General features: G+C 64.1%; 27 protein-coding genes and 1 tRNA gene. 22 read left to right on the top strand and 6 right to left on the bottom strand.

Features of this window, described 5'->3' with window-relative positions; all coding sequences use genetic code 11:
- Positions 1 to 20: 20 nt before the first annotated feature.
- Together H6979_04865 and H6979_04860 are read left to right on the top strand one after the other, a co-directional pair.
- Positions 21 to 485: an FKBP-type peptidyl-prolyl cis-trans isomerase gene (locus tag H6979_04865; GenBank protein MCP5139165.1), complete on the top strand. Its 465-nt coding sequence runs from the start codon at positions 21 to 23 to the stop codon at positions 483 to 485.
- Between the two features lie 15 nt (positions 486 to 500).
- A complete protein-coding gene (locus tag H6979_04860) occupies positions 501 to 2,063 on the top strand; it encodes a class I SAM-dependent methyltransferase (protein MCP5139164.1) in 1,563 nt (520 codons plus the stop codon).
- Positions 2,064 to 2,069: 6 nt separating this feature from the next.
- Here H6979_04860 and H6979_04855 read toward each other — a convergent pair whose 3' ends face one another.
- Positions 2,070 to 2,687, bottom strand: a complete 618-nt coding sequence (locus H6979_04855) for a hypothetical protein (GenBank protein ID MCP5139163.1) — start codon at positions 2,685 to 2,687, stop codon at positions 2,070 to 2,072.
- 49 nt (positions 2,688 to 2,736) lie between these two features.
- Positions 2,737 to 2,823: transfer RNA gene (locus H6979_04850), tRNA-Leu, on the bottom strand.
- Positions 2,824 to 2,899: 76 nt separating this feature from the next.
- On the opposite strand from H6979_04850, the gene queA reads away from it, so the two are divergent.
- From queA to secF, 5 genes are all read left to right on the top strand, one after another.
- Positions 2,900 to 3,928 (top strand): tRNA preQ1(34) S-adenosylmethionine ribosyltransferase-isomerase QueA, encoded by a 1,029-nt coding sequence (gene queA / locus H6979_04845; protein MCP5139162.1) that lies wholly within the window; start codon positions 2,900 to 2,902, stop codon positions 3,926 to 3,928.
- Entirely contained in the window at positions 3,925 to 5,064 is a 1,140-nt protein-coding gene (gene tgt, locus H6979_04840) for a tRNA guanosine(34) transglycosylase Tgt (protein ID MCP5139161.1), read from the top strand. The genes queA and tgt overlap by 4 nt, the downstream gene beginning before the upstream one ends.
- A 35-nt stretch (positions 5,065 to 5,099) precedes the next feature.
- Positions 5,100 to 5,429, top strand: a complete 330-nt coding sequence (gene yajC, locus H6979_04835; GenBank protein MCP5139160.1) for a preprotein translocase subunit YajC — start codon at positions 5,100 to 5,102, stop codon at positions 5,427 to 5,429.
- Between the two features lie 97 nt (positions 5,430 to 5,526).
- Positions 5,527 to 7,371, top strand: a complete 1,845-nt coding sequence (gene secD, locus H6979_04830; GenBank protein ID MCP5139159.1) for a protein translocase subunit SecD — start codon at positions 5,527 to 5,529, stop codon at positions 7,369 to 7,371.
- An 11-nt stretch (positions 7,372 to 7,382) separates the two neighbouring features.
- On the top strand, positions 7,383 to 8,330 hold the full coding sequence (gene secF, locus H6979_04825; protein MCP5139158.1) for a protein translocase subunit SecF: 948 nt from the start codon (positions 7,383 to 7,385) through the stop codon (positions 8,328 to 8,330).
- Between the two features lie 37 nt (positions 8,331 to 8,367).
- On the opposite strand, the gene H6979_04820 is transcribed toward secF, so the two are convergent.
- The gene (locus tag H6979_04820) at positions 8,368 to 9,171 is read right to left on the bottom strand and encodes an inositol monophosphatase (protein ID MCP5139157.1); all 804 of its coding nucleotides are present in this window, start codon (positions 9,169 to 9,171) and stop codon (positions 8,368 to 8,370) included.
- A gap of 75 nt (positions 9,172 to 9,246) precedes the next feature.
- Here H6979_04820 and H6979_04815 point away from each other — a divergent pair, with 75 nt between their 5' ends.
- The 13 genes from H6979_04815 to H6979_04755 all read left to right on the top strand — a co-directional run bounded on the left by H6979_04815 (position 9,247) and on the right by H6979_04755 (position 20,874).
- The gene (locus tag H6979_04815; GenBank protein ID MCP5139156.1) at positions 9,247 to 9,984 is read left to right on the top strand and encodes an RNA methyltransferase; all 738 of its coding nucleotides are present in this window, start codon (positions 9,247 to 9,249) and stop codon (positions 9,982 to 9,984) included.
- A gap of 2 nt (positions 9,985 to 9,986) precedes the next feature.
- Positions 9,987 to 11,162, top strand: coding sequence for an aminotransferase class V-fold PLP-dependent enzyme (locus tag H6979_04810; protein ID MCP5139155.1), 1,176 nt, complete (start codon positions 9,987 to 9,989; stop codon positions 11,160 to 11,162).
- Positions 11,163 to 11,165: 3 nt separating this feature from the next.
- Positions 11,166 to 11,567 (top strand): iron-sulfur cluster assembly scaffold protein, encoded by a 402-nt coding sequence (locus H6979_04805; GenBank protein MCP5139154.1) that lies wholly within the window; start codon positions 11,166 to 11,168, stop codon positions 11,565 to 11,567.
- A 2-nt stretch (positions 11,568 to 11,569) separates the two neighbouring features.
- Complete coding sequence (locus H6979_04800; protein ID MCP5139153.1) at positions 11,570 to 11,902, top strand: iron-sulfur cluster assembly accessory protein; 333 nt, start codon at positions 11,570 to 11,572, stop codon at positions 11,900 to 11,902.
- 33 nt (positions 11,903 to 11,935) lie between these two features.
- Positions 11,936 to 12,367, top strand: coding sequence for a nucleoside-diphosphate kinase (ndk, locus tag H6979_04795; protein ID MCP5139152.1), 432 nt, complete (start codon positions 11,936 to 11,938; stop codon positions 12,365 to 12,367).
- A 6-nt stretch (positions 12,368 to 12,373) separates the two neighbouring features.
- On the top strand, positions 12,374 to 13,492 hold the full coding sequence (gene rlmN, locus H6979_04790) for a 23S rRNA (adenine(2503)-C(2))-methyltransferase RlmN (protein MCP5139151.1): 1,119 nt from the start codon (positions 12,374 to 12,376) through the stop codon (positions 13,490 to 13,492).
- Positions 13,480 to 14,247 (top strand): type IV pilus biogenesis/stability protein PilW, encoded by a 768-nt coding sequence (gene pilW / locus H6979_04785; GenBank protein ID MCP5139150.1) that lies wholly within the window; start codon positions 13,480 to 13,482, stop codon positions 14,245 to 14,247. The genes rlmN and pilW overlap by 13 nt, the downstream gene beginning before the upstream one ends.
- A complete protein-coding gene (locus tag H6979_04780) occupies positions 14,244 to 15,056 on the top strand; it encodes a DUF4115 domain-containing protein (GenBank protein MCP5139149.1) in 813 nt (270 codons plus the stop codon). The genes pilW and H6979_04780 overlap by 4 nt, the downstream gene beginning before the upstream one ends.
- Before the next feature lie 9 nt (positions 15,057 to 15,065).
- Positions 15,066 to 16,346 carry a histidine--tRNA ligase gene (gene hisS / locus H6979_04775; protein ID MCP5139148.1) on the top strand — a complete coding sequence of 427 codons (1,281 nt, stop codon included), beginning with the start codon at positions 15,066 to 15,068 and terminating at the stop codon, positions 16,344 to 16,346.
- Between the two features lie 28 nt (positions 16,347 to 16,374).
- Positions 16,375 to 17,085 carry a tetratricopeptide repeat protein gene (locus tag H6979_04770; protein ID MCP5139147.1) on the top strand — a complete coding sequence of 237 codons (711 nt, stop codon included), beginning with the start codon at positions 16,375 to 16,377 and terminating at the stop codon, positions 17,083 to 17,085.
- Complete coding sequence (gene bamB, locus H6979_04765; GenBank protein ID MCP5139146.1) at positions 17,085 to 18,281, top strand: outer membrane protein assembly factor BamB; 1,197 nt, start codon at positions 17,085 to 17,087, stop codon at positions 18,279 to 18,281. The genes H6979_04770 and bamB overlap by 1 nt, the downstream gene beginning before the upstream one ends.
- Before the next feature lie 18 nt (positions 18,282 to 18,299).
- On the top strand, positions 18,300 to 19,688 hold the full coding sequence (der, locus tag H6979_04760; GenBank protein MCP5139145.1) for a ribosome biogenesis GTPase Der: 1,389 nt from the start codon (positions 18,300 to 18,302) through the stop codon (positions 19,686 to 19,688).
- Positions 19,689 to 19,764: 76 nt separating this feature from the next.
- Entirely contained in the window at positions 19,765 to 20,874 is a 1,110-nt protein-coding gene (locus H6979_04755) for a homoserine O-acetyltransferase (protein ID MCP5139144.1), read from the top strand.
- Between the two features lie 45 nt (positions 20,875 to 20,919).
- On the opposite strand, the gene H6979_04750 is transcribed toward H6979_04755, so the two are convergent.
- On the bottom strand, positions 20,920 to 21,540 hold the full coding sequence (locus tag H6979_04750; GenBank protein ID MCP5139143.1) for a hypothetical protein: 621 nt from the start codon (positions 21,538 to 21,540) through the stop codon (positions 20,920 to 20,922).
- A 326-nt stretch (positions 21,541 to 21,866) separates the two neighbouring features.
- Between H6979_04750 and H6979_04745 the strand changes: the two genes are divergently transcribed.
- Positions 21,867 to 22,589, top strand: a complete 723-nt coding sequence (locus H6979_04745; GenBank protein MCP5139142.1) for a DUF1566 domain-containing protein — start codon at positions 21,867 to 21,869, stop codon at positions 22,587 to 22,589.
- An 18-nt stretch (positions 22,590 to 22,607) separates the two neighbouring features.
- Here the strand turns inward: H6979_04745 and H6979_04740 are convergent, their stop codons facing one another.
- Complete coding sequence (locus H6979_04740) at positions 22,608 to 23,084, bottom strand: host attachment protein (protein ID MCP5139141.1); 477 nt, start codon at positions 23,082 to 23,084, stop codon at positions 22,608 to 22,610.
- Between the two features lie 97 nt (positions 23,085 to 23,181).
- The gene (locus H6979_04735; protein MCP5139140.1) at positions 23,182 to 24,522 is read right to left on the bottom strand and encodes an exodeoxyribonuclease VII large subunit; all 1,341 of its coding nucleotides are present in this window, start codon (positions 24,520 to 24,522) and stop codon (positions 23,182 to 23,184) included.
- A gap of 102 nt (positions 24,523 to 24,624) precedes the next feature.
- On the opposite strand from H6979_04735, the gene guaB reads away from it, so the two are divergent.
- Positions 24,625 to 26,094 (top strand): IMP dehydrogenase, encoded by a 1,470-nt coding sequence (gene guaB, locus H6979_04730; protein ID MCP5139139.1) that lies wholly within the window; start codon positions 24,625 to 24,627, stop codon positions 26,092 to 26,094.
- Positions 26,095 to 26,105 lie beyond the last annotated feature (11 nt).

Raw genomic sequence — 26,105 nt, 5'->3', positions numbered from 1 at the left:
CGCGAACAGGAGAGTGCAGCATGATTCGTCGGGTCAGTGCCGTGTTTGTCGCGGCTGCGTTGTTGAGCACGGGGTGCAGCGGGCAGACGCCTGAAGCGAAACAGGCAGCGGCAGACTATCTGCAGCGCGCGGCGCAGGAGCCCGGTGCGGTGCAGACCGAATCGGGGCTGGTATTCCGCACGCTCACGCCGGGCACCGGTGCGCAGCCGAAGGCCACCGACGTGGTGCGCGTTCACTATCACGGCACGCTGCCGGGCGGGAAGATCTTCGACAGTTCGGTGGATCGTGGCGAGCCGGCCGAGTTCGGCCTGAACCAGGTGATTCCCTGCTGGACGGAAGGTGTGCAGCGCATGCACGTGGGCGAGAAGGCAGAACTCGTCTGTCCGGCGGCAATTGCCTACGGCGATCGTGGTGCAGGTGGCGTGATCCCGCCCGGTGCGACGCTGATCTTCGAGGTGGAACTGCTGGCCATCAAGAGCCGCTGAGACGGAAGCGGGGGTGTGCTGCCCTGCCTGATTCACGAAGACGAGCATCTGCTGGTGGTCAACAAGCCCGCCGGCCTGAACACGCACGCGCCCTCGCCCCACGCCGGGGAAGGGCTCTACGACTGGCTGAAGCATCGCGAGCCCCGCTGGGCTTCGCTCGCCATCATCCACCGCCTCGACAAGGAAACCAGCGGCGTGATGGTGTTCGGCAAGACGCCGCTGGCGAACCGCGCGCTGACGGCGCAGTTTGCCGCGCGCAGCGTGCACAAGATCTATCAGCTGCGCACCGACCAGCCGGTACCGGCCGGCGAGCAGGTGGTGAAGTCCGGCATTGTCCGCGCCGGCGATCGCTATGTGGGCAGTGCGGACGGCGAGCCTGCCGAGACGCGCTTTCGCCAGCTGGCGGATGGACTGGTCGAAGCGCAGCCGCTCACCGGGCGCACGCACCAGATCCGCGTGCACGCGGCAGAGCGCGGCTTTCCGATACTCGGCGACACGCTCTATGGCGGCAGTCCGTGGCCGCGCGTCTGCCTGCATGCGGCCGAGCTGAGGCTTGAGCATCCGGCGTCGGGCGCAGCGATGAGTTTTGCGGCGCCGGCGGATTTCGACGCGGACGCACGGCAGACGCTGCGGACAGCCCTGATCGATACCGGCAGCACGGATGCATACCGGCTGATCCATGGCGCCAGCGATGAGTGGCCGGGCTGGTATCTCGACCGGCTCGGCGAGGTGCTGCTCTCGCAGTCGGCGGCGGAGCTGTCGGCAGATGCGCTGAAGCGCCTGGCCGATGTGCCGGGTGCACGAGCGGTGTATCACAAGATGCTCAACCGCCAGGTGCGGCGCACGACACCGGAGGAATCCTCCCCGCAGCTGGTGTCGGGCGAGCCGCTTGCCGCTCCATTCACCATCCTGGAAAACGGCCTGCGTTTCGAACTGAGTGTGGGCGAGGGTTATTCCACCGGCCTTTTTCTCGATCAGCGGGACAACCGGCGGCGACTGCTCACCGGGCATGTCGCGGCCGGCTTTCCGCTGCGCGAGGGCACGACGGACGGCGATTTCAGCGTGCTCAATACCTTCGCCTACACTTGCGGCTTTTCGGTCTGTGCGGCGCAGGGCGGCGCGCACACCACCGGCCTTGATCTGTCGAAGAAATACCTGGCGTGGGGGCAGCGCAATTTCCTGCTGAACGGGCTCGATCCGTCACGGCACGATTTCATCTATGGCGATGTCTTCGACTGGCTGCGGCGCTTCGCCAGAAAATCCCGGCAGTTCGATGTGATCGTGCTCGATCCGCCGACCTTTTCGCAGTCGAAGGCGCAGGGCATGTTTCGCGCCACGCAGGATTACGGGCGGCTGGTGGAGCTCGCCCTGCCGCTGCTCAAGCCGAACGGCGTGCTGTTCGCGTCCAGCAACGCGGCAAACTGGCTGCCCGAAGCCTTCATCGCCAGCGTGGAATCGGCCGTGCATGCCGGTGGACGGCGCATCCTCCAGACCCATTACGTGCCGCAGCCGCCGGATTTTCCGCTCAGCCGTGCAGAGCCGGCGTTCCTGAAATCGGTCTGGCTGCGGATTGCCTGAGGCGGCTCAGAACCAGTTGTAATTGAAGCTGATGCTGATGCGTTCGGCGCGGCGCTGGTTGATCGGCACCTCGTGCCGTATCCAGCTTTCGAACAGCACCACGTTGCCGGCCTTCGCCGGGATGGTGATCCACGGCCGGTTTTCCGGGCTGCAGTCGGCCTTGCGTGGCGGTGCGGCCATGAAGCGGTCCAGGCGCGGGTCCTCGAACTTCAGTCCCGAGCAACCCTTCGGCGTCTGCACGTAATAGGTGCCGCTGATGGTCGAGGTCGGGTGGATGTGCAGGCCGTGCACCACATGCTCCGGCATGATGTTGATCCAGCAATCGGTCATCGTCAGTTCGCGGCCCGTCATGTCGAGTTCGAGCGCGCGGGCATAGGTCTTCACGTGCCGGTTGATCTTTTTCTCCAGCGCTTCGAAGGTCGAGGACATTTTCTGCATGTGGCAGAGACTGCCGTATGAGGTGTAGCCGCCCGGGTAGTTTTTTTTGCACCACTTCCGGCCGGCCTCGTCGTGCTCGCGCACCTGCTGGCATTCGCGCAGCAGTTCGCGGTTGAAGCGCAGCCAGCCGGCGTGGCGCAGGTGTGCAGAGTAGACCTGCGTCGGAAAGAAGCTGTGTACGGTCATGGCTGGAGGCCGTCCCGGCTGACGCCGTCAATGTTGCCTGGGCAATAAATGGTGCCGGGAGAGGGACTTGAACCCACACGATGTCACCACCAACGGATTTTGAGTCCGCCGCGTCTACCAGTTCCGCCATCCCGGCGCGGGCCGGCAGTTTACACGATGGTTTGCCGGCAAGTGCTGCTAACCGGGCTCGACTTCATTAGGATGCGCCCGGCATGGATCCCGCCGACTTCAATTTCGAGCTGCCCCCCGAGCTGATTGCCCAGCAGCCTCTGCCGGAACGCACGGCCAGCCGGCTGCTGGAGCTTGGCCCGGACGGGGGACTCGTGGACCGGCACTTTGCCGATCTGCCGGGCTTGCTGCGCGCTGGTGATCTGCTGGTGGTGAATGACAGCCGGGTGCTGCCGGCTCGCTTGCATGGCGCCAAAGCCAGCGGCGGCCGAGTGGAAATGCTGCTGGAGCGGGTGCTGTCGCCGGACGAGGCGCTGGTGCAGTTGCGCTCGAGTCATGCACCGAAGCCTGGTGCCGTCCTGTCCTTCGATGGCGAGGTGGAGGCGACGGTACTGCGCCGCCAGGATGAATTCTTTGTACTGCGCTTTGCACGACCGGTGGTCGAGCTGCTCGATCAGGCCGGCCATGTGCCGCTGCCGCCCTATATCCGCCGGACGGACGAGAGCGCAGACCGGGAGCGCTACCAGACGGTCTATGCCCGCGAGCGCGGTTCGGTGGCGGCACCGACCGCCGGCCTGCATTTCGACGCGGCCCTGCTGGCGAGTCTTTCTGCGCAGGGCGTGGCCTTTGGCCGCTTGACCTTGCACGTGGGCGCAGGCACGTTCGCGCCTCTGCGCCCGCACCACCTGAAGACCGGCCGGCTGCATGCCGAGCGTTTGGCGGTGTCGGCCGAGCTCTGTGCGGCGGTGGCCGATTGCCGTGCGCGCGGCGGGCGCGTGGTGGCGGTGGGCACGACGGCAGTGCGCGGACTCGAGACGGCAGCGGCCGGCGGCATACTGCGACCCTTTGACGGCGAGACCAGCCTGTTCATCCGTCCGGTATTCCGTTTCCAGATGGTCGATGCACTGGTCACGAACTTCCATCTGCCGGAGTCCTCGCTGCTGATGCTGGTCGCCGCATTTGGCGGGATGGAGCGTGTGATGGCGGCCTACCGGGAAGCGGTGGCCCGCCGCTACCGTTTCTTCAGTTATGGAGATGCGATGTTTTTGTGCCGGGACAGCGGAACGCCATGAGCGCCGTTTTCGGGTTTGAGCTGCAGGCCACCGATGGTGCGGCGCGCTGCGGCCGGCTCACGCTCGCGCATGGCAGCGTCGAGACGCCGGTGTTCATGCCGGTCGGCACCTATGGCGCGGTCAAGACGCTGACGCCCGAGGATCTGGAGTCGCTGGGTGCAGAGATCATTCTCGGCAACACCTTTCACCTGATGCTGCGGCCGGGCGGCGAGCTGATGCAGACGCTCGGCGGCCTGCACCGCTTCATGCACTGGCAGCGGCCGATCCTGACCGACTCGGGCGGTTTTCAGGTCTGGAGTCTGGCGACCAAGAACAAGATCAGCGAAGCGGGCGTCGAGTTTCGCGCACCGATCGATGGCAGCCTGGTGTTCCTGTCGCCGGAGCGCGCCATGCAGGTGCAGGGGCAACTCGGCAGCGATATCCAGATGATCTTTGATGAGTGCACCGACTATCCGGCGACCGAAACCGCGGCGCGCGCGTCGATGGAACTGTCGCTGCGCTGGGCGGCGCGCAGTCGCCAGGCTTTTGACACCGGCACGGCGCCGCAGGCCGGTTCGGCACTGTTCGGCATCGTGCAGGGGGGCATGTACGAGTCGCTGCGCAGCGAGTCGCTGGCCGGGCTCGTGGCGATCGGTTTTGATGGCCTGGCGATCGGCGGCCTGTCGGTCGGTGAGCCGGAAGATGACCGCCTGCGGATCCTCGACCACCTGCTGCCCGAGATGCCGGCGACAAAGCCGCGCTATCTGATGGGGGTCGGGACGCCCTCGGACATCGTCAAGGCGGTGCTCCGCGGCGTGGACATGTTCGATTGCGTGATGCCCACGCGCAATGCCCGCAACGGCTCGCTGTTCACCGGCGACGGGGTGGTGCGGATCCGGAATGCGCGGTACCGGGACGACCCGTTGCCGATCGAGCCGGGCTGCAGTTGCTACACCTGCCGGCACTACAGCCGCGCCTATCTGCGGCACCTCGACCAGTGCGGCGAGATGCTCGGCTCGCGCCTCAACACCATCCACAACCTGCATTTTTATGTACAACTGATGGCCAGTCTGCGTGCGGCGATCGGGCGTCGCGAGCTGGGTGCCTTCGCTGCGGACTTCCTGGCCCGGCAGCAATCCGCGGTTTCCATGCCATAATGGCGCGCCGTTTTTCAGCGAATCAAGGTCAATAAATGGGCTTTTTCATCCAGGACGCAATGGCACAAGGTGCCGCCGCCCCGGCGCAGGACCCGTGGGTCAGCATGCTGCCGATGGTCATCATCCTGCTGGTGATCTATTTCATGATCATGCGGCCGCAGCAGAAGCGCCAGAAGGAACACAAGGCCATGATGGCGGCCCTGGCGGTCGGTGACGAGGTCAGCACGGCCGGTGGTGTGCTTGGCAAGGTGACCCGCATCAAGGACGATTTCCTGCATGTCGAGATCGCCAGTGGCGTCGAAGTCATCGTGCAGCGCCATACCGTCGCTGCGGTGATGCCCAAAGGCACGATCAAGAACGCGTGATACCAACCGGACCTGGGGATATGGCTGCCCGATACCGGCAACTGGTCCTGCGGTCCGGCTCAAGTTTGCCCGCCGGAATTTCGGGAACCTGCTGCTCATGAATCGCTTTCCGCTCTGGAAAAACCTGCTTGTGGTCGTCGCCGTACTGGCCGGCCTGCTGATATCGCTGCCCAATCTGTTCGGGGAGGCGCCGGCTGTGCAGGTCGGCCTTGCAAGCGGCGAACCGTTGACCGACAGCGGCATCGAGCGCGTGAACCAGGTGATCGCGTCCCAGCAAATCGAGGGCGCCGCGCCCTACATCGACAAGGGCCGCCTGATGGTGCGTTTCCCTTCGGTCGACATACAGCTGAAGTCGGCCGATTCGCTGCGCACGGCGCTCGGCAAGGAATACCTGGTCGCGCTGACGCTTACGCCGAATACGCCGGCCTGGTTGCGGGCGATCGGGCTGCGGCCGGTACCGCTGGGCCTCGACTTGCGTGGCGGTGTGCATTTCCTGTTCGAAGTCGACGTGTCTACGGCAGTGAAGCAGCGACTCGACAGCTATGCAGCTGATTTCAACAAGTTGCTGCGCGAGAACCGCATTCGCCGCAGCATCAGCGTTACAGGCAACGAGCTGCTGATCCGTCTGCCCGACGCTGCCGACGCCGACCGCGCAGAAGCCTTGTTGAAGGATGCGGATCCGGATCTCGGCATCGAGCGCCGCAGCAGCGGCGAATCAGTGATGCTCGTCGCGCAGATGACGCCGGCGCAGATCAAGGCACGGCAGGATTTTGCCATCCAGCAGAACACGACCACGCTGCGCAACCGTGTCAACGAACTCGGCGTCGCCGAACCGGTGGTGCAGCGCCAGGGCGTCGACCGGATCGTGGTCCAGTTGCCGGGTGTCCAGGACCCCGCCCAGGCCGAGCGCGTGCTCGGCGCCACGGCCACGCTGGAGTTCCGGCTGGTCTGTGCCGATGAGAATCCGCTGGAGGCCGAGCGCACCGGCCGCGCGCCGCTGGGCTGCGAGTTGTTCAAGCTGCGCGATGGCGGGCCGGTGCTGCTCAAGCGGCGCACGATCGTGACCGGCGACCAGCTGGTCGATGCCAGCCAGGGATTTGACCAGGGCCAGGCCGCCGTCTACGTGCGCCTCGACAGCAAGGGCGCGCGCAGCATGCTGGAGACCACCCGGGAAAATCTCAAGAAGCCGATGGCGGTGGTATTTGTCGAGCAGAAGCGCGACACCGTGGAGAGGGACGGCAAAAAGATCGAAGTGCCGCGCGTCGAGCGCGAAGTCATCAACGTCGCGACCATCAACGGTGTGTTCAGCAGCAATTTCCAGATCACGGGTCTCGATACCTTCGAAGCGCGTGACCTCGCCCTGCTGTTGCGTGCCGGTGCCCTGGCAGCACCGGTCTACAAGATCGAGGAGCGCACCATCGGGCCGAGCCTCGGGCAGGACAACATCGATCGTGGCGTGCAGGCCTTTATCTACGGCTTCCTGTTTGTTGGCGTTTTCATGATGGTGTATTACCGGGCGTTCGGCCTGATCGCGAATATCGGTCTGCTGGTCAACGTGGTCCTGATCGTCGGACTGCTCTCGCTGCTGCAGGCGGCGCTGACCCTGCCCGGCATCGCCGGCATCGTGCTGACCATCGGCATGGCGGTGGATGCCAACGTGCTCATCAACGAGCGCATCCGTGAGGAAGTGCGTAACGGCAGCACTCCCCAGGCGGCGATATCGGCGGGTTACGACAAGGTATTTTCGACGATCGCAGACGCAAACATCACCACGCTGATTGCCGGCATCGTGCTGTTCGCCTTCGGCAGCGGGCCGATCAAGGGCTTTGCCGTGGTGCTGTGCCTCGGCATCATGACTTCGATGTTCACGGCCCTGACGGTAACGCGTGCGGTCGTGAATTTCGTCTACGGTGGCCGCAAGGTCGAGCGACTTTCTGTCTGACGGATGGCAGCATGGAATTTTTCAACACACGGACCAGCCTGAACTTTCTCGGCCAGCGGCGCCAGGCGGCGGTGATATCGGCCATCCTGATGATCGGTTCACTCATCCTGTTGATCCCGGGCGTGCGCGGTCTCAATTTCGGCATCGACTTCACCGGTGGTGTGCTGCTTGAACTGGGTTACCAGGGGCCTGCGAACCTGCCTGACATCCGCGAGCGGCTGGCCGCCAGCAATTTCGCCGACGCACAGGTGCAGAACTTCGGTACGGCCAGCGATGTGATGATTCGCCTCCTGCCGCGCGAGGGACTCGACAACAAGGAGGTGGCCGGGCAGATCATCGCCGTGCTGAAGGCCGGTGACCCGACGGTTGAGCTGCGTCGTACGGAGTTCGTCGGCCCGCAGGTCGGTCAGGAACTCACCGAGCAGGGCTCGCTGGCGATGCTGTTTGCGATGATCATGATTGCGGCCTACATCATGGTGCGTTTTCAGTGGAAGTTCGCGCTGGGCGCCATTCTCGCGACCCTGCATGATCCGATTATCACGCTGGGTTTCTTTGCGCTGACCGGCCTGACTTTCGACTTGTCGGTGCTCGCCGCGATGCTCGCGATTGTTGGTTATTCGGTCAACGACACGATCATCGTCTTCGACCGGATCCGCGAGAATTTTCGCAAGATTCGCCGTGGCGAACCGGAAGAGATCATGAACATCTCGGTCAATGAAACGCTGGGCCGCACGATCATGACCAGTTCCCTGACCATGCTGATGGTGATCGCGATGCTGCTTTTCGGTGGCGAAACGCTGCGCGGTTTCGCCAGTGCGCTCGCCGTCGGTATCGTCGTCGGTACCTATTCGTCGATCTTCATTGCCAGTGCCCTGGCCCTTGTGCTCAAGGCGACTGCGGCGGACCTGATACCGCCCAAGCAGGGGAAGGGCGAAGGCGAAGTCGACTCGATGCCCTGATAACGAGGGCGGCGGCAGCCCCCGGGTGCAGCGCGCCTCAGGCTGGTCCGGTGTCCGCGTTCAGGTGTGGCGTGAGCAGCTCGCGCAAGGCATCGTGAATTTTCAGATTGCCGGCAAGCACATTGCCGCTGTCCATGTGTGAGCCGCTGCCGGTCAGGTTGCTGACCACGCCGCCGGCTTCCTGGATCATCAGCGTGCCGGCGGCCACGTCCCAGATCTCGAGGCCGAATTCGAAGAAACCATCCAGCCGGCCGGCCGCCAGGTAGCACAGGTCGAGTGCCGCCGAGCCCGGGCGGCGCACGCCCGCCGTGTTTTCCATGACACTGCCAAGCATGCCCAGGTAGGTTTTCATCCAGCGGGTATTGCTGCGATAGGGAAAGCCGGTACCGATCAGGGTGCCTTCGAGCTCGCGGCGTTCGCTGACCCGGATGCGCTTGCCATCGAGCTGGGCACCGCGGCCGCGCATGGTGGTGTAGAGCTCCTGGCGGCAGGGATCGTAAACGACGCCGACCTCCAGAACATCGCGCTTGCGCAGGGCGATCGAGACGGAAAAGGTGGGAAAGCCGTGCAGGAAGTTGGTGGTGCCGTCGAGCGGGTCGATGATCCAGACGAACTCGCTGCTGCCGTGTCGCCCGGACTCTTCGGCGAGGATGGCATGGTCCGGATAACGCTTGTGGATGCTCTCGATGATGGCCTGTTCGGCCGCCTGGTCGACCTGCGTGACATATTCATTGCGGGCCTTGGCCTTGATCTCCAGCTGATCGAGCCGTGACAGCGAGCGGATGGCGATATCGCCGGCACGCCGTGCCGCCTGGATGGCCGTATTCAGCATTGCCTGCATGGATATGTCTGCCTGTCGCGCGGGGCGGCCATTGTACGCATCAGCGCCCCTGCTGCCAGCTTACAATGCCGGCCTATGTCCAGTTCAGCCGACATCCGTTTCGTGCTCTTCGAGCCCACCCACCCCGGCAACATCGGTTCGGTCGCCCGGGCCATCAAGACCATGGGTTTTCAGCAGCTGTACCTGGTCAATCCGCCGCCGGAGCATATCTGCACTGATTCCCGTGCGATGGCCTCCGGCGCCCAGGACGTACTTCATGGCGCGAAGGTCGTCACCAGCCTGCCGGAAGCGCTGGAGGGCTGCGGCCTGGTGCTTGGCGCCAGCGCTCGTCATCGGCGCATCGGCTGCCCCGAGATGGATCCGCGGGAGTGTGCGCGGCAGGCCATGGAGCAGGCGGCCAGCAAGCCGGTGGCCCTGGTCTTCGGGCCGGAGCGTTCCGGGCTCGCCAACGAAGAGCTCGATCTCTGCAGCGCGATCGTCTACATCCCGGCCAATCCGGATTACAGCTCGCTGAACCTTTCCCAGGCGGTGCAGATCATCGCCTATGAGCTGCGGCAGCAGCAGATCCTCGAGCGTGAACTCCCGCCGCGTGAATCGCCGCTGGCGGGTCCGGCCGCCATGGAACTTTTCTACGAGCACTTCGAGCGGGTGTTGCTGGCCAGCGGATTTCTGAATCCGCAGAATCCGCGCCACCTGATGCGTCGCCTGCGCCGTTTGTTCAACCGCGCGCAGGTGGACGAGAATGAACTGAACATCCTGCGCGGCATTCTCAGTGCCGTGGCGCCGGGATCGGGGCCCCGGCCGAAGCCCTGAGCATGCAGCTGCCGGTCTACCTCGATTACGCGGCCAGCACACCGGTCGATCCGGCCGTCGCCGAGCTGATGGCCGATTGCCTGCGAAGGCCGGAGCTTGCGGCGAATCCCGCCGCACTCGGTCACGCTGCGGGCCGCGCGGCGCAGGCGCTGGTCGAGGCTGCGCGTGTGCAGGTCGCTGCGCTGATCAATGCGCAGCCCGAAGAAATCATCTTCACCTCGGGCGCGACCGAGGCTGACAATCTGGCCGTGATCGGTGCGGCGCGGTTTCGTCAGTCGCGCGGACGGCATCTCGTGACCTCACTGACCGAACACAAGGCCGTGATCGAAAGCTGCCGGCATCTCGCCACGCAGGGCTGGCGCATCACCTGGCTCAAGCCGGATGCAGAAGGTCTGATCGCGCCGGCGGCTGTCGAGGCAGCGCTGGAGCCGGATACGGTTCTCGTCTCGCTGGTGCACGTCAACAACGAGACCGGCGTGGTGCAGGATATCGCGGCGATCGCTGCGATTTGCCGGCGTCACGATGTGCTGCTGCACGTGGATGCGGCACAGAGCGCAGGTCGCGAAGAGATCGATGTGCGCGCCTCGCAGATCGATCTGCTCTCGCTCTCGGCGCACAAGATCTATGGCCCCAAAGGTGTCGGCGCGCTGTTCATCGATCAGGAACGTGTGCGGCGCGTGTCGCCGCTGCTCTTTGGCGGCGGTCAGGAGCGCGGTATGCGTCCGGGTACGATTGCGACGCACCAGGTGGCGGGCATGGGCGAAGCCTTGCGTCTCGCGGCACAGCGCCTGCCCGATGAAGCACGGCATGCGACAGCGCTGCGTGACCGGCTCTGGTCAGGCCTGCAGCAGCTGCCCGGCATCCTGCTGAACGGCCATGCAGAGCGGCGCAGCGGACACATACTGAACGTGAGCATCGCGGGCGTCGAAGGCGAGAGCCTGTTCTACGGCCTTGCCGATCTCTGTGTCGCCAGCGGTTCGGCCTGTACCAGCCTCAGCAATGAAGCCTCTCATGTCTTGCGCGCACTTGGCCGTCCCGCGGCGCTTGCCCAGAGTTCCATCCGCTTCTCCCTCGGCCGGCAAAGCACCGCGGCTGAAGTCGATTTCGCCGTCGAATGCGTGCTGCGGGCAGTGCGGCATCTGCGCAGTTTCAGCCCCGTCGACGTGCCGGGAGCCTGAGGCATGGACTATTCCAGTGAAGTCGCCCGGCATTTCGCCGCGCCCCGGCAGGCCGGGACACTCCCGCCCGGCCCGGGCACGCTGGTGCGCGGCGAAGGGGGCTCCGTGGAGCAGGGCGCCTGGGTGGTCTTCCAGGCGCGGATCGACGCCGGGCGTGTGGTGGCGCTGGCCTGGCGGGCATATGGCTGCCCGCATGTGATCGCCGCCTGCAGCCTGGCCGCCGAAATGCTGACCGGTTGCGCACCCGCGGAACTGGGGACTTTCGAGCCCCTGTGCCTGCGCGCGCCGCTCGATGTGCCGGCGCTGAAGAGCGGTCGGCTGCTGATCATTCAGGATGCCTTGCGCAAGTGCTTGGCAGCTTGGGACAATGGCGATCTGCGTAGTCCCTTGAACAAGAGGAATTGATGGTGGCGGTCGTACTGACTGAGAACGCCCTGAAAAGGGCGCGCGCGTTTGTTGGCAGCCCCGATTCCGCAGCTGCCGGAGTCGGGCTGCGCATCGGCATCCGCCGTACCGGCTGCTCGGGCATGGCCTATGTGGTCAGCATTGCTGAATCGGTGACGCCCGAGGATGTGGTCTTCGAGCAGGCCGGCGTAAAGGTCGTCGTCGATCGCGCAGCCCTTGGCGTGATCGACGGGACCGAAGTTGATTTTGTCCGTGAGGGCCTGAACGAGGCCTTCCGTTTCCGCAATCCCAAGGCCAAAGGCGAGTGTGGCTGCGGCGAAAGTTTTTCTGTCTGAACAATCCTGAAACCCGCGAGTACTGGAGCATCCATGACGATCGAACGAACGCTTTCCATCATCAAGCCTGATGGCGTACAGAAGAACCTGATCGGCGAAGTCTATCGTCGTTTCGAACAGGCCGGCCTGAAGGTCATTGCCGCGCGCATGCTGCACCTGAGCACGGCGCAGGCCGAGGCGTTCTATGCAGTGCATCGCGAACGGCCCTTCTACCGCGACCTCGTCAACTACATGACGACTGGCCCGGTGATCGCGCAGGTCCTCGAAGGCGAGAACGCCATCGAGACCCATCGGCGCATCATGGGTGCGACGGATCCGAAGAAGGCTGACGCCGGAACGATTCGCAAGGACTTTGCCGCCAGCATCGAAGAAAACGTTGTGCACGGTTCTGATGCAGCGGAAACTGCCCGGCAGGAGATCAGCTTCTTCTTCGCCCAGGCTGATATCTGCCCGCGGACCCGGTAAGCGCCGGTGAACGAAGTTGTTCAGCTTGCGGCTTCGGGGCAGGCCCTCCTGGGTCTGCCACGGGCGGAGCTTGAGCAGGTCTTTGCCGGCTATGGCGAGAAGCCGTTCCGCGCCCGGCAACTGATGCGCTGGATGTATGGCCGCGGGGTGCTTGACCCCGCGGCCATGACCGACATGTCGGTGGCATTGCGCGAGCGGCTCGCGCTGATGGCAGACTTTCATCTGCCCGAAATCGATGCGTGTCAGGAGTCCGCCGACGGCACCGTGAAGTGGCGGCTGCGGGTCGGTGCGGGCCAGCTTATAGAGACGGTGTTCATCCCGGAGGAGGGCCGCGGCACGCTGTGCGTCTCCTCGCAGGTGGGGTGTGCGCTCGACTGCTCCTTCTGTGCCACCGGCCGCCAGGGTTTCAACCGCAATCTGGGTGCCGCGGAGATCATTGCACAGGTGGTCATCGCGACCCGCCAGCTCGGCCTGGTTGCGGGCCGTTCACGGATTACCAATATCGTTTTCATGGGCATGGGCGAGCCGCTGGCGAATTTCCGGCCGGTGGTTCAGGCCTGCTCGGTACTCATCGATGATCTCGGCTTTCAGCTGTCGCGCCGGCGGGTGACAGTGAGTACCTCGGGCCTGGTGCCGCAGATCCGCAAGCTGGCGCAGGAGACCAATGTCGCGCTGGCTGTCTCCCTGCATGCGCCGGACGACGAGCTGCGCAATCAGCTGGTGCCGATAAACCGGCGGCATCCGATCGCCGAGCTGCTCGAAGCCTGCTGGGATTACGCCGAGACGACCAATGCCGTCGGCATCACTTTCGAATATGTGATGCTCGCTGGCGTCAACGATGCCGAGAGTCATGCGCGGGGGCTGGTGAAGCTGCTGGCCAACCGGCCGGCCAAGCTGAACCTCATCCCTTTCAATCCGTTCCCCGGCAGCGACTACCGTCGCTCTTCAGGCGCGGCGCTCGACCGCTTCCGCGCGATCCTGATCGATGCCGGCATCATGACGATCACCCGGCGCACTCGGGGCGATGATATTGCGGCGGCCTGCGGGCAACTCGCGGGCCAGGTCAACAACCGCGTCAGGGTGCCGCTGGGTACCAGGCTGCATGAGGTCACATGGCACAACTGACAGTCATCATCGCGCTGCTTGCCCTGTCCCTGGCCGGGTGTGTGACCACGACCACGGGATCGCAACCCGCACCGAGTTCGCCGGACGAGGCTGCCGGATACAACATGCAGCTCGGCATCAGCTATCTGCGCCAGAACAAATTGCAGCTGGCGCGTACCAAGCTGGAAAATGCCATCAGGCTCGACCCGAATCTGGCTACCGCGCATGTCGCGCTTGGTGTGGTTTTCGAGCGGCTTGAAGACCCGGCCGGTGCCGAGCGTCACTACAAGCGTGCCGTTGATCTCAATCCCGACAGTCCTGACAACCTCAACGCACTGGCAGTATTTACCTGCCAGCGCAAGGGTGAGCCGAAGGAAGCGTTGCGGCTGTTCGACAGGGCGCTCGCGATACCGCTCTCGGTCAGTACCGCCAACCGCGCGATGCTTGGTACCAATGCCGGTACCTGTGCCAAGAGCATCGACCTCGACCGTGCGGAGGGCTATCTGCGTGGCGCGCTGAATGAGAACCCGGACTACAGCGACGCGCTGCTCCAGCTGGCTGAAGTCACGCTGGAAGCCGGGCGTGCACTGCAGGCCCGGGCATTCATCGAGCGCTACCTGGCGGCCGGTCAGCCGTCGCCGGCCGCACTCTGGCTTGGGGTGCGTATCGAGCGCGCGCTTAACGACAGCGCCGCCGCGGACAAGTATGCCGATACCCTGCTCAAGCAGTTCCCGTCCTCCGACGAAGCCCGCCGGCTGAGCGAGTCGAAATCTTGAGCGAAGTGCAGACCTCAGCGGCGGAATCATCCGCATCCACAGATACCCGGACCGATGCCGCGCTTCCACTGGGCGCGCGCCTGCGGTCGGCGCGCAAGGCCCGTGCGCTGAGTCTGGAGCAGGCGGGACAGTTGCTGCATCTCGAGGAGTCGATGCTCAGGGCCATCGAAGAGGATCGTTTTGAAGCGCTGGGCGCACCGGTATTCGTGCGTGGTTATCTGAAAGCTTATGCGGGGCTGCTCGGGCTGTCCGAGGAGTCGGTCCTCGATGCTTACCGGCAGGCTGATCCGGCCTCGGTGCTGCCGCCGAAAATCGTGCGCGATCGCGATGAGTTGCCACCGGTGGGGCCGCGTCTGCCGGTCGCGCTGACGATTGCCGGTGCCGGCGTGCTGGTTTTCGTGCTGCTGTTCTTCCTGTTCCGGTCTGGCGGGGAGAGCCGCGTGCCTGTGCCCGTGCCGGACTCCGGAACGCCGGCCGAAGTCGCCGTACTGCCGGTAGAGACGCCGTCCGTGGAACTGCCCGCAGCGCCGGCACCGGAGGCGCCGCCGGTTGCGGCCGGCACACTGGTGCTCGAGTTTGTCGAGGCGTCCTGGGTCGACATCAGCGACAGTTCGGGTCGCCTGCTGTCAGGCGAGCAACCCGCCGGCAGTCGCCAGGTGCTGAGTGGCAAGCCGCCCTACACCGTGGCCCTCGGCAACGTGCCCGGGGTGCGCCTGAGCATCGATGGCCAGCCCTGGCCGGTGCCCGAAGGTGTCCGCGCACCCGGCAGCAATGTGGCCCGCTTCCGTATCGAATCGCCGCCCCGGTAGAGAGCAGTCATGCAGGAACAGATACAGGCGATCCGTGGCATGGGTGATGTACTGCCGCCGGATTCCGCGCTCTGGCAGCATGTCGAAGCGACGATCCGCGGCGTGCTCCTCGACTACGGCTACCAGGAAATCCGCGTGCCGATCGTCGAGCGTACGGAACTTTTCAAGCGCTCGATCGGTGAAGTGACGGACATCGTCGAGAAGGAGATGTACAGCTTCGACGATCGCAACGGCATGTCGATCACGCTGCGTCCCGAAGCGACCGCGGGCATCGTGCGGGCTTGCATGGAGCATGGCCTGTTGCGCAATCAGCGGCAGAAGTTCTGGTCGACGGGTCCGATGTTCCGCTACGAAAAGCCGCAGAAGGGCCGTTACCGGCAGTTTCACCAGTTCGATGTCGAGGCGCTCGGTTTCCCGGGGCCGGATATCGATGCGGAGCTCATCATCATGCTGGCGCGCATCTGGCGCCTGTTGCGCATCGAGCATGTCAGCCTGCAGATCAATACGCTGGGCACGACGGAATCCCGCGTGCAGTACCGTACCGACCTGACGGCCTATTTCCGTGCGCACTTTGCGGGTCTCGACGAGGACAGCAGGCGGCGCCTGGAGCGCAACCCGCTGCGCATCCTCGACAGCAAGAACCCGGCGCTCCAGGCACTGATTGCCGACGCGCCCCGGCTTACCGGCTACCTGGACGGGGAATCAGAGGCCCATTTCAGCAGCCTGCGCGCGCTGCTCGACGATGCCGGCGTCCCCTATGTCGTGAATCCACGCCTGGTGCGCGGGCTCGACTATTACGGGCGCACCGTCTTCGAGTGGGTGACCGACCGCCTCGGTACGCAGGGCGCGGTCTGCGCCGGCGGCAGGTATGATGGGCTGGTTGAGTGTCTGGGCGGTGAGCCGACCCCGGCAGTCGGTTTTGCCATCGGACTGGAGCGGCTGGTGGAGCTTTATGCGCTGGCCGGTCTGGGTGCACCGCCGCGGGTGCCGGATGTCTATGTGGTCGCGGTCGGGGAGGCTGCCACCCGTTGCGCATTCCGCATCGCCGAGAGCCTGCGCGATGGTGCCGCACCGTTGCGGGTCGAGACCAATTGCGGTGGTGGCAGCTTCAAGTCGCAGATGAAACGTGCCGACCGCAGCGGTGCGACCGTTGCCGTATTGCTGGGCGAAGACGAAGTCGCCAGCGGCACGGCGGTCGTCAAACCCTTGCGCACCGAAGTGGAGCAGACCACAGTAGCTACAGGCGGGCTGGCCGATGCGATCGCCGCGCACTTGCGATCGCGGCCCTGATGACGTGATGCAGTGACAGGAACACGCCGTGGAAGATGATTTTCTGACAGACGACCAACAAGCCGACCAGGTCAAGAGCTGGTTGCGGCAGAACGGACCGTTTCTCATCGCCGGTGTGGTGCTGGGACTCGGCGGACTGTTTGGCTGGAACCAGTGGCAGCACTATCAGATGCAGCGTGCCGAGGCTGCGTCGGCGCTGTACGACCAGCTGATGCAATCGGTGAACGGCCAGCAGGTCGATGCGGCAAGCCAGCAGCTGCAGCAGCTCGAGGCCGATTTTTCGTCGTCCGCCTACGTGGATCTGGCCCGGATGTCGATGGCCGGTCTCTACGTGTCGCGGAGCAAGCAGGAAGAAGCAATAGCCCAGTTGCAGCGGGTTGCCGACAAGGGCAATTCCGACGAGATGCGCAATATCGCCCGGCTGCGACTTGCACGTTTGCTCAGTGCAAACGACAGGAATGACGAAGCACTGAAAGCCCTGGACATACCCGGCAGTGTCGCCTTTGCGCCCCTTTTTCATGATGTGCGCGGTGATGTGTATTACGCGATGGGCAAGCAGGCCGAAGCGCGCAGCGAATATGAGCAGGCGCTGAACGGTGAAATGGCGGCCGCGGTGCTTGATCTCGGCTATGTCACCGCCAAGCTCGACCAGCTCGGCGGTACGGCTGCCGACCTGACCGCGGCAGCTGGTGTGCCGGCTGCTGCTCCGGCTCTGGCTGACGGCCAGCCTGCGCAGTGATGCCTTTCAACCGCCGGACCGTCGGTGACTGCCTGCGCATCTTCATGCTCGGTGCGCTGCTGACCGCGGGCGCCATCTCGACCACCAGCTGCGGCCTGTTTGGCGGCAAGGACGATGAGCCGGATGCGCCCGTCGAGGTCCCCGACTTCAAAGCGACGATCAAGATAAAGAAAGTCTGGTCGGCCGGCCTCGGCGGCGGAACCGAATTCCTGCGCCTGGCGCTCGGGCCGGCATCTGATGGTTCGCGGATTTTTGCCGCTGCCAACGATGGCCGGGTCAGTGCCTTCGATGCAGCCAATGGCAAGCGGCTCTGGCAGAGCAAGACGGAGTTGCCGCTCTCGGGCGGGCCGGCCACCGACGGAAAGATCGTCGTACTGGGTTCGAGCAACGGCGATGTCATAGCGCTCGGCGCTGACGATGGCAAGGAAATCTGGCGCAAGGCCCTGTCAAGCGAAGTACTCGCGGCACCGGCCATCGCCCCGGGGCTCGTACTGGTGCGTACCGTGGATGGCAAGCTCACGGCACTGGATGCGGCTGACGGTACGCAACGCTGGTTTGTCCAGCAGAACATGCCGCGGCTCACGGTGCGCGGCACCGGTGCGCCGGTAGTGGTCAGGAACATGGTGGTCTGCGGTTTCGACAACGGCAAGCTCGCCGCTTACGACCTGTCGGACGGAACGCCGTCCTGGGATACGCTGCTCGATCCGCCGTCGGGCCGCAACGAGATCGAACGGCTGGCGGACATCAATGCGACGGTGCGTTCAGTGGGCGATGACCTCTACGTCGTTGACTATCGCGGCCAGACCACGGCTGTTGCACTGGAGTCCGGACAGTCCCTCTGGGCCCAGGACGTTGCCGGCTATGGCGGGCTCGCTGCGGATCTGGAGAACGTCTACATATCGGGCAGCCACAGCGAACTGTATGCGCTGGTGCGCCAGACCGGCAGTGAACTCTGGAAGCACGAGTTGCTGAAGAACCGCGATATCACCGGCCCCACGGCGTATCAGAACTCGGTGGTGGTCGGCGACTTCGAGGGTTATGTGTACTTCTTCGATACCGCGACCGGCAAGCCGCAGGCGCGTGTGCGGATCGACCGGACCCGTGTAACTTCGCCGCCACTGGTCGTCAACGACCTGCTGTACGTCCAGTCCGATGGCGGCGATCTTGCGGCCTTCCGTCAGGTTGTGAAGAAATAGCGCACAGGGACACTTGAAGTGCTGCCTGTATTTGCGCTGGTCGGCCGCCCGAATGTCGGCAAGTCCACGCTGTTCAATACGCTGACCGGCACGCGCGATGCGCTGGTCGCCGATCTGCCCGGTCTGACCCGCGACCGCCTTTACGGCTATACCACCGTCAAGGACCGTGCGGCGATCGTCATCGACACCGGCGGACTGGCCAATACCAGCGATCCTTTCGGTCAGCAGATCGAGCGGCAGGTTGCCTATGCTGTCGGCGAGGCCGATGTGATCGTGTTTCTCGTCGAGGCGGCAACCGGGCCTTTGCCCGACGACCACCAGATCGTCGGCCGGCTGCGCAAGACGGGCAAGCCGGTGATTCTCGCTATCAACAAGGCCGAGGGCCGCGCGCCGCTGGAACTGGCAGCAGCATTCTATGAACTCGGTCTCGGTGATCCGGTGGCCATCTCGGCACAACAGGGCGACCGCCTCGCGCTGCTCGGCGAGCGCATTCTGGCCGCTCTGCCGGTGCGGGAGGATACCGCACCACAGGCCGACACTGCCGCGCTCCTGGGCACGCGCATTGCGGTGATAGGTCGGCCGAATGTCGGCAAGTCCACGCTTATCAATCGCCTGCTCGGTGAAGACCGGCTGCTGACCTCCGATCAGGCCGGTACCACCCGCGACAGCATCCGCATTCCTTTCACGCATGATGGTCATGCGATGGTTCTGGTGGATACCGCCGGCATACGCCGCAAGGCGCGCGTGGACGAGGTCATCGAGCGCTTCAGTATCGTCAAGTCCTTGCAGGCACTGGAAGAAGCTGATGCGGTACTGGTGCTGATCGATGCGCGCGACAGCCTGACCGAGCAGGATGTGTCGCTGATCGGCCTCGTGCTTGAGCGGGGACGGGCGCTGGCCATCGGTGTCAACAAATGGGATCACCTGCCACCCGATCAGCGCGAGCGCGTACGTGAGGATCTGGACCGGCGTCTGCCCTTTCTGGATTTCGCCGATATACACTTCATCTCGGCTTTGCATGGTACGGCTGTCTTCGATCTGCTCGAAAGCGGTCGCCGTGCGGCACTTGCCGCGGTCCGCGAACTGCCGACGCCTGATCTCAATCGCGCGCTGAAGGATGCCGTGCAGGCTTATCCGACGCCGATCGCGAACCGCAGTCGCATCAAGCTTACTTATGCCCATCAGGGCGGGCGCCGGCCGCCGCTGATCATCATTCATGGCAACCAGACCTCGGCACTGCCGGAGAATTACCGGCGCTACCTGATGGGTTATTTCCGCAAGGTATTTCGCCTGCGCGGGACACCGATCCGCATCGAATTGCGCGCCGGCAAGAATCCCTTTGCCGGCAAGCGGAACCGCCTCACACCGCGCCAGGTCAAGCATCGCGCCCGGCTTCGCTACCGGTAGCGGGCCATATCCATATAACCAAACGGTCGGGTCGGAGCGCTGTTCCGGCACGCATAATCCTGGCTTCCACCGCGCGATGGACCGCAAGGCAGTGACCACGGCACGCAAACTCTTTCATGTTCCCGGCAGCTTCGAGATGCATCGCGGTGGCGTGCTCGAACAGCCTGTTATTGCCTACGAGACCTGGGGACAGCTCAATGCCGGGCGGGATAACGCCGTATTGATTTTTACCGGCATGTCGCCTTCCGCTCATGCCTGCTCTTCACCCGACGATCCCTCGCCGGGCTGGTGGGAAGAAATCGTCGGCCCATCGCGGCCGATCGATACGCGGCGTTACTTCGTCATCTGCATCAATTCCCTGGGCAGCTGTTTCGGCTCTACCGGACCAGCTTCCATCGACCCGTTGACCGGACAACCATACCGGCTGAACTTCCCGGTGCTGACGCTTGAGGATGTCGCCAACGCCGGCATGCTGGTGGTGAAGAACCTTGGCATCAGCCGGCTGCACACGGTGGTCGGTCCGTCGATGGGCGGCATGACGACGCTGGCGTTCGCCATCGCGCATCCCGGCATGACGCGCAATCTCGTGCTGATCTCTACCGCTGCCCGCGCGCTGCCATTCTCGATTGCAATGCGCTCTCTTCAGCGCGAGATGATCCGCCGCGATCCGGCCTGGAATCATGGCAACTATGCTGACGGTGCGGGGCCGATCACCGGCATGCGCATGGCACGCAAGCTCGGCATGGTGACCTATCGTTCAGCCAGGGAATGGGATCAGCGTTTTGGCCGGGAACGCATAGGCGAGGAGCACCAGACCGGCGACGCCTTTGGCTTCGATTTCGAGGTCGAGGGCTATCTCGAAGCCCATGCGCAGAAGTTCACCGGCCAGTTCGATGCCAACAGCTATCTTTACCTGTCGCGTGCCAGCGACTTGTTCGACGTCGCCGAACACGGTGGTTCGGTAACCTGCGGCCTCGGCAAGGTGTGTGCCGAGCGCGTGCTGGTAATCGGCGTGGACACCGACATCCTGTTCCCGATCGCGCAGCAGCGCGAACTGGCTACCGGCCTGGACGCGCTCAACCGCGAAGTCCACTTCGTCGAGTTGCCGTCAATCCAGGGGCACGACTCCTTTCTCGTCGACATGGACCGCTTCCGGCCCGTGCTTGAAGTCTTCTTTGCCAGGTAGGAAAGCCGGCGCCGGCACGCTGAATCCGGGAAACACCGGCTCGGTTCAGGTGGTCGGCGTATCGCTGTCGGGTTCCCCGTCGTCGAGCTGCGTGAGTTCATCGCGCATCGCTTTCAGGTGCGCCTGGTAGGCTTCCGAATCACCGAACTCCGCGAAGCGCGCATAGCGGCGGTGCGGATCCAGAATCCGGTGCGCATGCTTGACCGGGCACCAGTACTGCTCGGTGCGTGCCACGATTTCGCGCGCATAGCCCATCAGGCCATTGCCATAGCCGCAGTAGATGCAATTGAATTTCTCGATGCCGTTCAGGTATGCGAGCTGGTGCCGGTCCAGAAAGATATATCGGCTGCGCCGGACACGCGGAACCCGGTACAGGCGGAAACAGACCTGCTGGTAAAGCCACAGGCTGGCATCCAGTACCGCGAACGGTACGATCATCCCGTAGATGAACGGGGCCGAGAGCACGTTGCGAAGCTCGCTCTGGCCCAGCCAGCGGAAGATGCCGATCCGCAGTTTCTGGTGCGCCCGCCTGACCGATTCCTCGAACCTTACCCGGGTGCCGTCGAGGCGGTAGAAGAACTCCACCTCGTGGTTCTTCAGCACATCTTCGAGCTGGTCTTCCAGCTGGTGAATCTGGTTCAGTAGTTCGTTGATACGTGACTGCATGGGTGCCGGATCCGCTAAATGGCGTTTGCCAATGGTTCATAGTGGCACGTGCCGTCTGCCAAACGCCAAAGCTGACCGGCGGCGGCAGATAGGCCCCGCCCGGATCCACGAGGTCAAGGACGCATTTGAGCACCAGGAGCGCACCCACCGTACTCCTGCTGGCTTTCCGCAAGAAGCGATGGCTGTGAGTGCGCGGATGCCCGCGCGGTAGCGGGCCAGTTCGGGATCCCCGGAAAATTCTTTACATAAGGTTCGCATGTATGGACATGTCGTTGAAATGGGTGCAGATTCACACCGTAACAAGACAAGATTTGCCGGGGGTTCCCATGTCATCCGTATCGCGGCTGTCCGGTTCCGTGTGTGCAGGAACCTTGCTGTTACTCGCAACGGCAGCGCAGGCATCGTTGCTCGGTCGCCTGGAAACATCGCCAGGCAGCGGCGTCTATCAGGCCTACTACGACACGATCACCGACGTCACTTTTCTTGCGAATGCAAACCTGGCCGACAACCTCAGTTTTGGTGTGGCAGGCATTGGTTCAACCGGTGGCATGCTCTGGCCCGCTGCAAACAACTATATTGCGGCGATGAATGCCTACGATGGCGGTAACGGCTATCTCGGTTTCAACACCTGGCGTTTGCCGAACATGGATCGCAATCTCGATCACGCGGTCGTGAGATGCAACCCGGTCTACAACCAGCCAGGCTGCGAAGACAATGAGCTGGGCTACCTGTTCTGGGGAGACGGTATCACCAACTCCAGCCAGAGCCCGTTCAGCAATATCGAGGGGCAGCAGTACTTTTCCAGTACCACCACCTATATCTATGTAAACAGCCTCATCGGGTGGGTGATCACGAATCCGGAACAGGTGTGGGTTCTCAATTTCTATGCCACTGACGGTGCCAACTACACGCTGCAGAAAAATGGCGCGGTGGGTGGTTTTGTCTGGCCGGTCATCTCCGGCGATGTCGCGGCGGTGCCGGCACCGGGAGCAGCCTGGCTGCTGGCGACCGGTTTGTTCGCGATGGTGGGCAGATTCAGAAAAGGGTAGCGTTCCCTTTCCGATTTATCAGCTGCGAAATCGCGCCGTGACCGAGAAGGGCAGGTCCCTGAGCGCAGCCCGCACGCGTCTGGACAGTTCGATGTCGGTGGCCTTGCCCAGATCCAGCTTGAGCTCCATGACGACGAGTTCCCGCACATTTGCCGGGAGATGCTTGCGGTAGCTGCCCAGCAATCTCGGCGCGGCTATGAGCAGGATGGGAGCGCCTTCACTCGCGCGGGCATCCTTGGCCAGCGCTGTTGCGACGCGCCGGACGAAAACCTCTTCGGAATTTTCCTTGAGTCCATGCCGGGACTGGTAGGCGTGGCGGCCACCACCGACGCCACTCGTCACCCGCCCCGGGCGGCCGGTGCCGAGCGCCCGCTCGTGTTTCCTGCCCTCCGGATTGATGAAGCACTGTAGCGGTTTGAGGGAACCGCGCCGGCTGGGCAGCTCGTAGAGCTGCGCCTTGACCTTGTCCGCCACCAATACACGAAATGCCGTCATTGTGCCGCTCCCTTGATGGATTCCCTGAATACCCGAATGCGCACAGAGTATACGTGGAAGCTCTGGTGCTGTTGGCAAGCAGGAAAGGGTGACATCCTTATTTTGTGCGATTTACCGTCGCGCCGATCACGCCATCGGCGAGGCGCGCGGTGATCGTATCGCCTGCTTTCAGTTGCGCGGTGCTGCGCACGACACTACCGCCGGCATCGAGCACCAGCGCATAACCGCGCTCGAGTGTCGAGAGTGGGCTGACCGTCTGCAGCCGTCCGCTGAGCACAGCGAGCTGGCTGCCGGCAGCTGAAACGCTGACGCGAATCGCGGCGGCAAGGCGCTGTCGGGCGCCAGCGACGCGTTCGGCGCTCAGCCTGAGTTGCATCACCGGCGAGACGCGCTGCAGGCGGTGCAGTGCATTGTCGATGCGCAGCGCATCGAGCGCGAGCCGGTTTGCCAGTGCGGCAGTCAGTTGATGACGCAGTTCGTCGAGCCGTTGTGCGTGTTGTCGCAACTGGTAGCCGGGATGGCAACGGGCAAGGCGTGCAGCGAGTTGCTGCTGATGTGATTGCGTATTGGCCAGCGTCCGTGTGGCCGCCAGCACCGTGCGCCGTTCGAGTGCCTGCAGGTGCCGCAACCAGTCGCGGCTGTCGGGCACCACGAGTTCGGCGGCGCCGGACGGGGTGGGGGCACGCACATCGGCCACCAGGTCGGCGATGGTGAAGTCGATCTCGTGGCCCACGCCGCTCACGACGGGGATCGGGCAGTCGGCGATGGCCTGTGCGACGATCTCCTCGTTGAAGGCCCACAGGTCCTCGAGCGAGCCGCCGCCGCGCGCGAGGATCAGCACCTCGCACTCGGCACGCCGGGCTGCCGTCCCGAACGCCTTGACGATATCGAACTTTGCCTGCTCGCCCTGCACCTGTACCGGGTAGATGATCACCGGGATGGCCGGAAAGCGCCGTCTGAGGACATGCACGATGTCGCGCACCGCGGCACCGCTTGGCGAGGTGATCACGCCGATGGCCCTCGGCAGTGCCGGCAGGGGCCGTTTTCGGCCAGGGTCAAAGAGCCCGGCCGCGGCGAGTTTCTGCTTGAGTTCTTCGAGGCGACGCCGCAGCAGCCCTTCGCCGGCCGCTTCGAGGTGATCGACGATCAGCTGGTAGTCGCCGCGTGGCTCATACAGGCTGACGCGGCCGCGGGCGAGCACCTGCATGCCGTTTTCCGGCACAAATGCGCTGCCGCGGCTGGCACCCCGGAACAGTGCGCAACGGATCTGGGCGCGTTCGTCCTTGAGCGAGAAATACAGATGTCCGGAAGCCGGGCGGGCAAGGTTGGAAATCTCGCCGGATACCCACATGCGCGGCAGGTCCTGCTCGAGGAGCTGGCGGGCCAGCCGGTTGAGTTCGGAAACGGTATACACCTGCTCGTTGGAGCCAGCGGGCATGGTCAGGATGGCCTTCTTCAGGGGCAATGCTGCGGCGGGCCAGTTTACGCGCCCAGCCTGCCCGCGTACCATCCTCGATCCCTCAGCCTGCGTACCGATGCCATGCGGATCATCCACGACGCCCTGACTTTCGACGATGTGCTGTTGCAGCCGGCTTATTCGGAGGTGATACCGCGGGAAGTCAGCCTGAGCAGCCGGATGACGCGCGAAATCACGCTGAATATCCCGCTGGTCTCGGCCGCGATGGACACCGTCACCGAGTCCCGCCTGGCCATCGCGATGGCCCAGGAAGGCGGCATCGGCATCATTCACAAGAACATGAGCCCGCAGGACCAGGCCCGGCAGGTGGCCGCGGTCAAGAAATTCGAGAGCGGCATCGTAAACGACCCGATCACCGTGCGCCCGGACCAGACCATCCGCGAAGTGCTGGATATCACCCATGCCCACCGCATCTCCGGCGTGCCCGTGGTGGACAAGGGCCGTACGGTCGGCATCGTCACCAATCGCGACCTGCGCTTTGAAACCCGCCTCGACGCGCCGGTTTCCTCGGTGATGACGCCGGAGAGCCGGCTCGTGACAGTGCGCGAGGGTGCCGACAAGAGAGAAGTCCTCGAACTGCTGCACAAGCACCGTATCGAAAAGGTGCTGGTGGTCGCCGAGAACTTCCAGTTGCGCGGCATGATCACCGCCAAGGATTTCCAGAAAGCCAAGGACTATCCCTACGCCTGCAAGGATGCGCGCGGCGCATTGCGCGTTGGCGCGGCAGTCGGCACGGCCGCGGATACCGATGAGCGGGTGAGGGCGCTGGTCGAGGCTGGCGTGGACCTGATCATCGTCGACACCGCACACGGTCACTCCAAGGGCGTGCTCGATCGCGTGCGCCGGATCAAAGAGACCTATCCCAGGCTGCAGGTGGTCGGCGGCAACGTCGTGACCGCAGATGCCGCCAGGGCGCTGGTCGATGCCGGCGCCGATGGCGTCAAGGTCGGTGTCGGGCCGGGGTCGATCTGCACCACGCGCATCATCGCCGGCGTCGGCGTGCCGCAGATCACGGCAGTCGCCAATGTGGCGGCGGCGCTGGAGGGCAGCGGCGTACCGCTGATCGCCGATGGCGGTATCCGTTACTCGGGTGACTTTGCCAAGGCGATCGCTGCCGGCGCGCACTGCACGATGATCGGCGGCCTGTTTGCCGGTACGGAAGAGGCGCCAGGCGAAGTCGAGCTGTATCAGGGCCGTTCCTACAAGTCCTATCGCGGCATGGGCTCGCTTGGGGCGATGGCCCAGCGTCACGGTTCTTCAGACCGCTACTTCCAGGATCCCTCGGCCGAACTTGAAAAGCTGGTGCCCGAAGGCATCGAAGGCCGTGTGCCCTACAAGGGCGGGCTCACCACCATCGTGACGCAGCTGGTCGGCGGTCTGCGTGCGGCAATGGGCTACACCGGCTGCACCACCATCGAGGAACTGCGCAGCAAGGCGCAGTTTGTGCGCATCACAGGCGCCGGCATCCGCGAAAGTCATGTGCACGATGTCACGATGACCAAAGAGCCGCCGAATTACCGGATGGAGACTTGACGGAGTCCTGG

Source organism: Chromatiales bacterium, assembly GCA_024234935.1.
Lineage (GTDB): Bacteria > Pseudomonadota > Gammaproteobacteria > Steroidobacterales.
This window is presented reverse-complemented; position numbering and strand designations above follow the sequence as displayed.